At 67.6% G+C, this 12079-nt stretch carries 9 protein-coding genes; 4 read left to right on the plus strand and 5 right to left on the minus strand.

Features of this window, described 5'->3' with window-relative positions; genetic code table 11:
• Positions 1–48: 48 nt before the first annotated feature.
• On the minus strand, positions 49–639 hold the full coding sequence (locus C7402_RS29650; protein WP_116613161.1) for a TetR/AcrR family transcriptional regulator: 591 nt from the start codon (positions 637–639) through the stop codon (positions 49–51).
• A gap of 334 nt (positions 640–973) precedes the next feature.
• Between C7402_RS29650 and C7402_RS29655 the strand changes: the two genes are divergently transcribed.
• Genes C7402_RS29655 through C7402_RS29665 form a run of 3 tightly spaced genes read left to right on the plus strand, consistent with a single transcriptional unit; the run spans position 974 to position 5053 of the window.
• Entirely contained in the window at positions 974–1429 is a 456-nt protein-coding gene (locus tag C7402_RS29655) for a (2Fe-2S)-binding protein (protein ID WP_112173454.1), read from the plus strand.
• Between the two features lies 1 nt (position 1430).
• Positions 1431–3692 carry a xanthine dehydrogenase family protein molybdopterin-binding subunit gene (locus C7402_RS29660; protein ID WP_116613162.1) on the plus strand — a complete coding sequence of 754 codons (2262 nt, stop codon included), beginning with the start codon at positions 1431–1433 and terminating at the stop codon, positions 3690–3692.
• A 14-nt stretch (positions 3693–3706) separates the two neighbouring features.
• On the plus strand, positions 3707–5053 hold the full coding sequence (locus C7402_RS29665) for a cytochrome c (RefSeq protein WP_116613163.1): 1347 nt from the start codon (positions 3707–3709) through the stop codon (positions 5051–5053).
• 53 nt (positions 5054–5106) lie between these two features.
• Here the strand turns inward: C7402_RS29665 and C7402_RS29670 are convergent, their stop codons facing one another.
• Together C7402_RS29670 and C7402_RS29675 are read right to left on the minus strand one after the other, a co-directional pair.
• Entirely contained in the window at positions 5107–6972 is a 1866-nt protein-coding gene (locus C7402_RS29670) for a hypothetical protein (RefSeq protein ID WP_116613164.1), read from the minus strand.
• Between the two features lie 233 nt (positions 6973–7205).
• Positions 7206–8009 carry a transporter substrate-binding domain-containing protein gene (locus C7402_RS29675; RefSeq protein ID WP_112173458.1) on the minus strand — a complete coding sequence of 268 codons (804 nt, stop codon included), beginning with the start codon at positions 8007–8009 and terminating at the stop codon, positions 7206–7208.
• A 354-nt stretch (positions 8010–8363) separates the two neighbouring features.
• On the opposite strand from C7402_RS29675, the gene C7402_RS29680 reads away from it, so the two are divergent.
• Positions 8364–10325 carry an acid phosphatase gene (locus tag C7402_RS29680; protein ID WP_116613165.1) on the plus strand — a complete coding sequence of 654 codons (1962 nt, stop codon included), beginning with the start codon at positions 8364–8366 and terminating at the stop codon, positions 10323–10325.
• A gap of 36 nt (positions 10326–10361) precedes the next feature.
• Here the strand turns inward: C7402_RS29680 and C7402_RS29685 are convergent, their stop codons facing one another.
• On the minus strand, positions 10362–10673 hold the full coding sequence (locus C7402_RS29685; protein WP_133254584.1) for a hypothetical protein: 312 nt from the start codon (positions 10671–10673) through the stop codon (positions 10362–10364).
• Between the two features lie 61 nt (positions 10674–10734).
• Positions 10735–11838, minus strand: coding sequence for a porin (locus tag C7402_RS29690; protein WP_116613167.1), 1104 nt, complete (start codon positions 11836–11838; stop codon positions 10735–10737).
• Positions 11839–12079 lie beyond the last annotated feature (241 nt).

Below are 12079 nucleotides of genomic sequence, written 5' to 3' on the forward strand. Positions count from 1 at the left end.
CACATTTCAAGGTAAAGCGAATCGCCAGGTGTTGGCGACTTTCGTCAATCAAATCGTTTCGATGTGCTGCTTCACGTCCGCAAGCAACGACGCAGACGCTTCGGGGTCCGCAATGATGCGCGACATCGTGAGCGCGCCGACCATGGCCGCCACGGCGAACGCCGCGCGTGAGCGGTCCAGCGGCGCTTCCGATGCATCCGGTGCATCCGGTGCGGCCGTGCGCTTCGCCAGCATCTCGACCAGTTCGTCGAACCCGCGCGACGCCACCGCCCGCGTGGCGTCGTCCGAGCGCGCCAGTTCGCTGCCCATGCTCGCAAACGGGCAACCGTTCGCCGGTGCATCGCGATGGGCCGTGGACAGATAGGCGTCGACCAGGGCGTTGAAGCCCTCCTCGCCCTCGCGGCCATGCGCGGCCGCTTCGAGCGACTCGACAATACCCGCCAGCCCCGCTTCGCAAGCTTCGGCCACCAGTTGCTCCTTCGACTCGAAGTGCCGGTAGAAACCGCCATGCGAAAGACCGGCGGCGGCCATCACGTCGGCGAGCCCCGTGGCGTGGATGCCGTTGGCCCGGAATGCATCGGCTGCGACTTCCACGATGCGGCGGCGCGTTTCGGCGGTTTCGGCCCTCGATTTCCTCATGATGTGCAGCGCTCCGTGTAGTGCGTGTTGCCCGTGTTGCGATTGATTTAGATGCTAGTCATCATCTAAATAGAAGTCAAGGCGAATTTTCAGGAGCGGCCAGCGGCGCATGTCGTTAGCAAACCAGCGCGCGTCGAGGCGCAACGTTTGGCGACCGCACCCGCGCACGGCCGGTCTTCTGCACGTATTTAAAGGCGGCGCTACACTCAGCCGGTTATTGCAGGACGGCGCGCACACGGCGATTTCCATTAGCTTTCATGGCGGAACAGCCGGCGCGCACGGCCTGCGATTAGCCACTCAAAACGACAAATCCCCACTTTCGGAGAGCCGTTCCATGACAACGCTAACCATCAACGGCGAAACGCATACAGTCGATGCGCCGCCCGACATGCCGCTGCTTTGGGTCCTGCGCGACATCGTCGGTCTGACCGGCACGAAGTTCGGCTGCGGCATCGCGCAGTGCGGCGCGTGCACGGTGCACCTGGACGGCGAGGCGGCGCGCTCGTGCGTGTTGCCCGTCGCGGCCGTGGCGGGCCGCAAGATCACGACCATCGAGGCCGTGGGCGCGACCCCGGCCGGGCAGAAGGTGCAGAAGGCCTGGCGCGAGGTCGACGTGGTGCAGTGCGGCTACTGCCAGTCGGGGCAGGTGATGTCGGCGGCGGCGCTCATTGCCGCGAACCCGAACCCGAGCGATGCCGACATCGACGCGGCCATGGCCGGCAACATCTGCCGCTGTGGCACCTACACCCGCATTCGCGCGGCCATCAAGCAAGCCGCGAAGGAGGCGTGAGATGTCACAAGGCCTCCTCGATGCACAGAATGGCGCGCCCCGGCGCAACGCACCCGGCGCGAGCGCAGCGCTCTCGCGCCGCGCCTTCATCAAGCTCGGCGCGGCGGCGGGCGGCGGCCTGCTGCTCGGCATCAGCTTTTCGGCCGGCGCGCAGGGCGATGCTCAGACGCGTCGATCCGTAGTCGGCGGCGACGGCAACGAAGCGCCCCAGGACGGCGTGTTCGAGCCGAACGCATTCATCCAGATCGACCGTGCGGGCAAGGTCACGCTGATCGTCTCGAAGGTGGAGATGGGGCAAGGCGTGTACACGTCGATCCCCATGCTGATCGCGGAAGAACTGGAAGTGCCGCTCGACAGCGTGACGATCGATCACGCGCCGCCCAACGCGAAGCTCTTCACCGACCCGCTGCTCGGCGGTCAGCTCACGGGCGGCTCGACCTCGATCCGCTACGCCTGGCAGCCCATGCGCGAAGCGGGCGCGGCGGCGCGCACCGTGCTGATCCAGGCGGCCGCGCAGCAATGGCAGGTCGATCCGGCCACCTGCCACGCCAGGGCGGGCGAGGTGCTGCACGATGCGAGCGGCCGCCGCGCGGCCTATGGTCAGCTCGTGGATGCGGCCGTGCATCTGCCCGTGCCGCAGAAGGTCGCGCTCAAGGACCCGAAAAACTTCACGCTGGTCGGCAAGCCGACCGGGCGGCTCGACTCGCCCGAGAAGGTGGACGGCACGGCGCTGTTCGGTCTCGACGTGCGCCTGCCAGGCATGGTCTACGCGGCCATCGTGAACTGCCCCGTGTTCGGCGGCACGCTCGCGAAGGTCGACGACACGCATGCGAAGCAGATTCCCGGCGTCACGCGCATCGTGAAGATCGACAACGCCGTGGCCGTGATCGGCGCGCATACGTGGGCCGCCAAACGCGGCGCGGCGGCGCTCGTCGTGGAGTGGAACGAAGGCGCGGGCGCGAACGTGTCGATGCAGCAGATCGTGGGCGATCTCGCGAGCGCCTCGCAGCGCCAAGGCGCGGTTGCGCGCAAGGAAGGCGACGTGCAACAGGCTTTGGGCACGGCGAAGACGCACATCGAAGCCGTCTACCAGCAGCCGTTCCTTGCGCACGCAACGATGGAGCCGATCAACTGCACGGTTCATGTGCGCCCCGACGCCTGCGAAATCTGGGTGGGCACCCAGGTGCCCACGCGCGCCGTGGATGCAGCCGTGGCTGTCACAGGCCTCAAGCCCGAGCAGGTCACGCTGCACAACCATCTGCTCGGCGGCGGTTTCGGGCGGCGGCTCGAAGTCGATGCGATCGCCCAGGCGCTGAAGATTGCCAAACAGCTCGACGTGCCGGTCAAGGTGTTCTACACGCGCGAAGAGGACATTCAGCACGACATGTACCGGCCGTACTACTACGACCGCATTTCGGCCGGGCTCGACGCGAACGGCAAGCCCGTGGCCTGGCAGCACCGCATCGCGGGCTCGTCGATCATGGCGCGCTTCGCGCCGCCCGCGTTCCAGCACGGCGTGGACCCCGACGCCGTGGAGGTCGCGGCGGACCTGCCCTACGACCTGCCGAACCAGTTGATCGAATACGTGCGCCAGGAGCCGCGCGCCGTGCCCACGGCGTTCTGGCGCGGCGTGGGACCGACGCGCGGCACCTTCGTCGTGGAAAGCTTCATCGACGAACTGGCCGTGGCCGCGAAAACCGATCCCGTCACCTACCGGCGCAACCTGCTCGGCAAGTCGCCGCGCGCGCTCAACGTGCTCGACGTGGCCACGCGCGAGGCGAACTGGGGACCGCCGTCACCGAAGGGCCAGGGGCGCGGCGTGGCGGTCATGCATGCGTTCGGCAGCTTCCTCGCGATGGTCGTGGACGTGAGCGTGGACGACGGCGAGGTGCGCGTGAACCGCGTGGTGTGCGCCGTGGATTGCGGCATGACCGTCAACCCCAAAACCATCGAGGCGCAGATCGAAGGCGGCGTCATCTTCGGCATCACGGCAACGCTGTGGGGGGAGATCACGATCGAGCGCGGACGCGTCGCGCAGACCAACTTCACCGACTACCGGATCATGCGTATCGACCAGGCTCCGCAAATCGACGTGCATATCGTGAAGAGCGCCGAAGCCCCCGGAGGCATCGGCGAGCCCGGCACCTCGGCGGTCATCCCGGCCGTGGCGAACGCGATTTACGCGGCCACGGGCAAGCGTCTGCGGCATTTGCCCGTGGGCCGGCAACTCATCAACGCGGGCGCGACCGCGAAGTCGGCTTGAGGGAGCGAACCACGATGAAAACGATCAACGCCTCCCAAAGCCGCCCCCAACGCAGCCGCGGCCTGCGCCGCTTGTTCTCGCGCGGCGCAGGCGGTGCGCTCGCCCTCGCGGCGCTCGCCTGCGTGAGCGCACGCCCCGCGCTCGCTGCCGCCCCCGCGGCCGACGCCGCCACGATCCAGCGCGGCGCCTATCTCGCCGCCGTGGGCGACTGCGCGGCCTGCCACACCGCGCCGCACGGCAAGCCGTTCGCGGGCGGCCTGCCGATGACCACGCCGCTTGGCCGCATCTACACGACCAACATCACGCCGGACCCGGACACGGGCATCGGCGGCTACACGCAAGCGGACTTCGCGCGCGCCATGCGCGAAGGCGTGGCGAAGGACGGCCACAATCTCTACCCGGCCATGCCCTATCCCTCGTATGCGAAGGTGCGCGACGAAGACGTGGCCGCACTCTACGCGTACTTCATGCAGGGCGTGCAGCCGGTCAAGCAGACCAACCGCGACGCCGACATCAAGTGGCCGATGAACATGCGCTGGCCGCTCAAGATCTGGAATGCGTTCTTCCTCGACAAGGCGGTGTATCGCGACAAGCCGGGCAAGGATGTGGCGTGGAATCGCGGCGCGTATCTCGTGCAGGGTCTCGGCCACTGCGGCTCGTGCCATACGCCGCGCGGCGTGGGGTTCAACGAGAAGGCGCTCGACGAAAGCGGCGGCGCGTGGCTCACGGGCGCGCTGCTCGACGGCTGGTACGCCTCGAACCTCACCGGCGAGCACAACACGGGCCTCGGGCGCTGGAGCGAGGCGGATCTCGCGCAGTTCCTCAAGACCGGCGCGAACCAGCACGCCTCGGCATTCGGCGCGATGACCGACGTCATCAACAAGAGCACCCAGGCCATGAACGATACGGACGTCAACGCCATCGCGCTGTACCTGAAGTCGCTGCCGGCGGCGGGCGGCGACGGCGGCCCGGCCTATGCCTACGATGCGCAGACCACCAAGGTCTCGCTCTCGCGCCCGGCCAACGATGCGGGCGCGCGCGTGTACACGGCGTACTGCATGCATTGCCACGGCGCCGACGGGCGCGGCTTCGCGCCGATGTTCGCGCCGCTCGCGGGCAATCCGAACGTGCTGGAGAAAGACGCGTCGTCGCTCATCAACGTCACGCTCAACGGCACCCGCGACCTCGTGATCCAGGGCGTGCCCGCCCCCTACCCCATGCCCGCCTATGCCGATGTCCTGAGCGACAAGCAGATCGCCGACGTGCTCACGTTCGTGCGCGCGGGCTGGAACAACAAGGCGGGCGCGGTGGGCGTGGCCGAAGTCGCGAAACTGCGCACGCGCACGCAGGCGGCGCGGTAGTCGGGTAGTGAGGTGAGTCGGGGCAAGGCTGTCGCCGCGCGGGCATCACGTCATCACTGGGCACCGCGCAGCGACAGCCGGCACCACTGATACACGAGCACGCCCTTGCCGATGCCCGCGCGGTACGGCGCACAGCCTGGTGCGTCGAGCGTGAAGCCGTGGCGCTCGAACATCGCCGCCGCCGCTTCGCGATCGGCGCGATTTTCGGCGTCGGTGTCGCGCACGTCATCGGCGCGCAGGCCCAGCGCGCACTGCTCGCCCGGCTGCGTTCCCGGCACGACCGAGGCGTGCAGCCGCAAGCGCGTCACGGCCCAGCGCATTGCCGCGCACCCGCGCTCGCTGCGCGTGAGCCCGAGATTGCCGGCCGTGGCGTTCAGCCCCGCCAGCGTATCGACGCGCCAGTTGTGCTCGCCGTCGATGAGCGCATAGATCGGGCCGCCGCGCGTGCGCGCCAGTTCGCGCATGCGCGCGTCGAAGGCGGGCGTCGCCGGAAAGCTGCTGTCGATCTGCGTGAACGCCACGTCGGTCGGGAACAGCGCGGCGATCCAGCCCCAGGCGCGCGCACGCGTCGTGGCGATCACCACCGTCGTTTGCGCCGGTTGCGCGATGGCGGGTCGCTCGGCGTGCCATAGCGGGTCCGCCCAGCCTTCGTGGCCCCACGTTCCCGCGCCGCCCGCCACCACCACGACCGTTGCGAGCGCAATCAACCCGCCCGCCACACGCGAAGCCGCGCGAGCGCTCAGCAACTGATGCAGCAGGATCCACACCACCAGCGGCGTGAGCACCTCGATCGCGACGATATAGCGGTAGATGCTGAACAACTGCATCCACACGAGATAGCCGATCGCGACGAACACGACCACGAAGCGCGCGCGCGTGCGCAGCGGGTTGCCTTCGCGGCGCGGCGCGACCCATCGCACGACGCTCACGATCAGCCACAGCCAGAACAGCACGTACACGATCGGCCAGATGATTTGCCGGATCGACGCTTCGCCCACCCGCTTCGAGTCGTGCGCAAAAACGAACGGCCAGAGCGCGGTTTCGATCCAGTCGTGCGGCCGCCAGCGCGTGTCCGCGATTGCGTCGGCGCGCACGAGCGGGTCCGGAAACAGCGCGCCGAACTGCGGATACAGCGGATTGCCGAAGGTCTCCCACATATGGGACATCCAGTAACCGCCCGTCACGGCAAAACCCACCAGCACGCCGACGCCAAACAGGAAAGCGAGCCGGATGCGCAGGAACACGCCGCCCGGATAGAACAGCAGCCCCGCGCACATCGCCACCGCGAACACGGCATTCGTCAGCTTGAGCCCGACGCCAAAACCCGCCAGCAAACCGCTGCATGACACGAGCGCCACGGCGTACACGCTGCGCTGGTGCAGGCTGCCCCAGTTCGCCACGAGCATCGAGAGCGCCGCGAGGACGAACAGCGCGGTCGTGTCGTCGCCCATCGAATTACCGAGCACCGAGAGAAAATTCGCCGTGAGGCAACCGGCCAGCGCGAGCAGCAGCGGCACGCGGTAACGCTGGTTTTGCGGCAGGTCCGGCAACGCGGCTCGCGCGATGCTCAAGAGGAATACGAAGCTCAGGCCATGCAGTGCGCCCATCGCAAAGCCGACGACACGCGACGGCAGATACAGGTTAGCGAGGTAGTACGTGACGTCGAGCAGCGGATTGAAGTACGACTGCATGCCCGCGGGCGCGAGATCGGTTTGCAGCTTGCCGTTGAGCCAGGCGAACGGGTTATACAGGTGATAGTTGTAGAGGTCCCAGTTCGCATCAGCGCCAAGCCACAGCGAATAGAGCCCGAAGAGGCAGGGCACGAGCACGCGGGCGAGCGCCAGCGCTTGCGGCGTATTGAGGTCGAATGCGCGCGAACGCGGCAAACTGGCGGTGGCGGGCGGGTCGAATCGCGGCATGGAAATGGCGTTGGCAGTCGATGAAGGAGAACCCGCCGGCGAACGCTGCTTTCAGCGCGGCGGCAAGCTCCGGTCTTGCGGTGGCTGAAGTGTAAACCACGGGAATAGCGGCGGGCGCATGCGCATGTCGACCGGCTGCGCGCGAACCACGGAGGGCGTTCGGAAGGGATTGTGCCTAGGCGCGCCGGCCGTCGATGCGGCCGGCGCGCGTGGCGAGAATGCGGACGAAGACGTTAATGCGCGAGCGGTTGCGTCACGTCCTGGCCGAACCACTGCATGGAGATCTTCTTGAGCGTGCCGTCCTGCTTGAGCGAGGTGAGCGCGTCGTTGATCGCCTTCTCGAACTTCGGATTGCCCTTGCGGAACGGAATGGCCATTTCCTGATCGGCGCCCGGCAACACGGCGCCCGGACGCAGCGGCAGGTTCGAGGTCTTGATGATGTACGGCAGCATCAGGCGGTCGTCCATCGTCGCGTCGATGCGCTTCGCGGCCAGGTCGCGCAGTTTCTCGGGCGCGCCGGGATAGGTCTGCACGTTGATGCCGGGCACGGCGCGCGCCATCTGGTCGTAGTTGGTGCCGAGCGTCACGCCGAGCTTCTTGTCGCCCTTGAATGCGTCGAGCGTCTTGAATTCGCGCTTGTCGTCGGCGCGCTGGATAAGCTGGGCCGCCGAGTACGTATACGGCTGGCTGAAGTCGAGCGCCTGCTGGCGCTGCGGCGTGACGGTCACCTGGTTGACGATCACGTCGAACTTGCCCGCCTGCAACGCCGCGATAATGCCGCTCCACTCGGTGGGAATGAACTCGGGCTTCACACCGAGCTTGGCCGCCACGGCCTTCGCGACATCGACGTCGAAGCCGACGAGTTCGCCCTTGCTGTCACGCGAATCGAATGGAGGATAGGTGCCTTCCAGACCGATCTTGAGCACCCCGGCCTGTTTGACGGAATCCAGCAGATCTTCGGCATGCGCGGCGACCGCGGTGAATCCAAGCGCCGATGCGGCAAGCGCGCTGGTAAGCAGGAGCTTCGACAACTTCATTCAACCTCTCCTCTTTATCGGGGTACTGGATCGCGTGACCCTCCCTGTAGCCCGTCGTACGTGCCGCGGGTCCGCGTCGCTAGAGAATACTACGATCGGCAGGGCGATCGTAGTCCGCGAACCTGAGTACTTTCCCGCGCTTGCGGCACACCTGTTCGGACTCCGCATGATTGCGCGCAGCGGCCATGAGGGTGACAAATCCGGCCATCCCGAAGCAAGGCATGCGCAGGCGCAACCACGGCAATTCAGCCGCCGCTTAACCGTAGCGTAATAAATCAGTAATTAGGGAGTAATCAAACGTAATCATAATCCGCCGCCATCGAAATCGATTCACCACGACGACGGAGCCCCAGCATGTCCGCATCACGCCCCCGTATTCCGCTGCCGCTGCGCCTCGCAGTGCTCTCCAGCATTGCCGCGCTGGCCGCCTGCGGAGGCGGCAACGGCGACCCCGCCGCCAGCGCCGCCATTCCGGCGCCGCCCGCCGACCCCGGCTTCGCCGACAATGCGCCGATTCCCGACGTGCCCGCTTTCGTCGATACCATCGCGACCAACCAGCGCGGCGACGCCCGTTACGCCACGCTCGCGACCAACGGCGGCGTGCGCGTGGTGGCGCGCTTTCTCGACCTCTGGCAGCCGCTCACGCTGCTCGTGGACGCCGGCGTGTCCGCGCCCGCGAACGGTGCGTTCCCCGCGGTCGTGCAATCGACGTGGACCGGCGTGCCAACCGACGGCACGCCCAACGGCACGATCCTCAACAGCACGGTGCTCAACGCGAACGTCCAGTACGTTGTGAGCGCAACGACCCAGCGCACCCAGGCGCAAGCCGACGCGGCCTACTACGACGACCGCCGCGGCAAGGGCTACAGCGTGACCGACGGCATGGGCCCGCTCACCGCCGCCTGGCGCGCCGCCGCGCAGCAAACCACGAGCATCACCTCGATTCCCGCGAACGCGACTTCGGTGCTCTACAACGACTCGGGCAACAACATCGGCGTGGGCAGCACGAGCAACGCGACCTTCGGCAAGGTGGTCGACCTGCTCAACACGATGGGCAACAACGCCTCCACCGAGCCCGCCAAGCGCTTCTACAAGTACGCGCGGCCGTTCCGCTGGAGCACGAGCGTCGTGGTCGATCCCACGCTCGTACCGGCCATTAGCACGACGCCTTCGACGGACGGCGGCTTTATCAGCGGCCACGAGGCCGAAGCCATGCGCGACGCGATGACGATGGCGTATCTCGTGCCCGAGCGTTATCAGGAAATGGCGAGCCGCGGTCTCGAACTCGGCGAGAACCGCATTCTCGCGGGCATGCATTCGCCGCTCGACGTGATCGGCGGGCGCATGTTCGCGCTCGCCGCCACCGCCGCGAATCTCTACGACCCCGCGAACGCCACGCTCAAGAGCGCGGCCTACGCGCAGGCGCACAGCGCGCTCATGCAGGCCACCAGCACGGACGCGACGAGCTTCGCGAGCTACGCGCATTCGGGCACGGCGACGACGGACCGCTTTGCCGACTACGCGACCAACAAGTCGGCGTTTGCGCGCCGCATGACCTTCGGCTTCGGCCAGATCGAATCGACCGAAGCGCCGCCCGTGGTGCCCAAGGGCGCGGAAGTGCTGCTCGAAACGCGCTTTCCGTACCTGAGCGCCGACCAGCGCCGCGTCGTGCTCAAGACCACGGAAATCGCCTCGGGCTACCCGGTGATGGACGACGCCGAAGGCTGGGGCCGCCTGAACATGTTCGGCGCCGCCGACGGCTATGGCGCATTCAACGGCAACGTGGCCGTTTCGATGGATGCCTCGCAGGGCGGTTTCAACGCCGCGGACACCTGGCGCAACGACATCGGCGGCTCGGGCAAGCTCACGCTCGCAGGCAGCGGCACGCTCACGCTCGCGGGCAACAACAGCTATACGGGCGGCTCGCAGGTGGGCGGCGGCGTGCTCGCGGCCGCATCGGCCACGGCCTTCGGCAAGGGTGACGTGTACGTGGGCAGCGGCGGCAGCGTGAGCGTGGCGACGAGCGCGCCGTTGACGGTCACGGGCAAATACACGCAGCTCGACAACACGACGCTCGAACTCGACCTCGACGGCAACGGCGGCGGACGCCTGCGCGTGGGCGGCCAGCTCACGGTGGCGGGCGGCACGCTGCACGTGAAGTTCGTGAACGGCTACACGCCGAAGGCCGGCGACACGATCGACGTGATCGACGGCAGCGGCGCGTCGGTGAAGTTCGCAACGGTCACGGTGGACGGCTTCAAGGCGACGCCCGTGTATTCCTCGACCGGCGTTGCCATCAAGCTCTCTGCATCGTAATGCCTTGAGCGACGAGTGACCGGATGGCGCGCCGCCTCAATGCCGCACGGGCGGCGCGCCGAACACCGCGCTCACGATCACCGAGCACAGCACCGCGTCGGCCTCGTTCGCGCGCGCCTCGTTCGTCTCGTAGTCGCGCGAAGCGGGCGGCGTGTCGGCAAGCCGCCCCTGCTCGGCGGCGCTCGCCATCCATGCCTGCGCGATGTCCTGAAGCGCGCGCCAGTCGCTCTCGACGAGCCGCGCCACCACGATGCGCCCCACTTCCTCATACACATCCCAGCAGTCGTCGCTGCCGGCTTCGAGTTCGCCCAGCAGCCGCGTCACGGCTTCGTTGTCCACGGTTCTCATGTCATGCACCCATGCGGTTCGCGCGGCGGACCGGCGCGGCAGGTTGGCTGATCGCGCCGCATCAGAAGTGGTGCCGCACACCGGCCGCCACGAGCAGCTGGTTGCGCCCGCCCGACGCGTCGCAGGTGTTGATCATCGCGAGCGCCCCTGACGACGCGCGCTGATACACCGCCTCGCTATACACGTCGGTGCGCTTCGAAAGCTGATAGACGGCCTGCACCGCGCCTTGATGCCAGTGCGCCGCATTGGCCGAGGAAGCCCCGGTGTACGCGTACATGCCCGCCAGCGAAAGAGCGGGCGTGGCCTGCCACACGGCGTTGACTTCGTAGTTGCTGAACGCGCCGGATGGCAGCGGCCCACCGCCTTCGGCCTCGCTCATGCCCGAGCGGATCGAGCGCGACCACGCCGCGCCCAGCGTGACATCGCCGAGCACATAGCTCATGCCCGCGCCGATCATGTCTTCGCGCTGCACCGCGACTTCGGTCGGCACGAGCCCCGCGCCCGGCAGCACCGACGTGTCGTACGCGCCCAGCGGCGACTCGCCGCGCCCGTCGAGATGCATCCACGCCACACCCGCATTGAACGGCCCGCCGTCGAAATGGGCGCCGAAGCCGTAGGCGCGGTTTTGCGCAAAGCGCCCCGCCGTGTTCGAGAACGCATACATCGCCCCGGCGCTGAAGCCGCCATAGGTTGCGCTCGCAACCTTCACGGCGTTCGAGGCGAGCCACGAGTTGTTGGCGTTGTCGTTGTCGAACGGATGCGCGAAGGTGGTGCCGCCCGTGCCGCCGGTGAGCACGTAGGGCGCGAAATAGTCGTGCATCGTGTCGTACTGGCGGCCGAGCGTGAGCGCGCCGAAGCGCTCCGACGCGAGGCCCACGTAGAACGGGTGGTCGTCGACGGACTCGCCGCTCGTGACCGAGAAGCCGCGTTCGAGGCGAAAGACCGCGGCATTGCCGCCGCCCAGGTCTTCCTTGCCTTGCAGGCCCCAGAAACTGCCGTCGATCAGGCCCGAGCCCGCGCGATATTGCGCGCGGCCGCCCACGTCGCTCACGTAGGCGACGCTCGCGTCGATCTCGCCATACAGCGTCATTTCCTGCGCCGACGCGCCGGTGCTTGCGAATGCCAGTACCGTCCCGCCGAGGACGGTGAAGGGAGTTTTATTCATGGCGGAGTCCGCTCTTTTTCGTTGTGGGGAGGGGTACGGACGAGCGTTGTCAGCCCTCGCTCTGCGCGGCGAGGTGTCTGAAACGTCGTAATCCGGCTCGCTATGACAGGGCGGACCCGCGCCCCGCAGCGTGCGGTTTTTGGCCGCGTGCGGCGCCAGGCGGTCGCGGCCGGGCTGCCCGGTCGCTCGGTGAGATGGGGGTGTGCATGAACGGCTCCTCGGGTTACGCGCCCTGGTTTGC

Origin of the sequence: Paraburkholderia unamae (genome assembly GCF_003096875.1) — a bacterium.
Taxonomy (GTDB): domain Bacteria; phylum Pseudomonadota; class Gammaproteobacteria; order Burkholderiales; family Burkholderiaceae; genus Paraburkholderia; species Paraburkholderia unamae.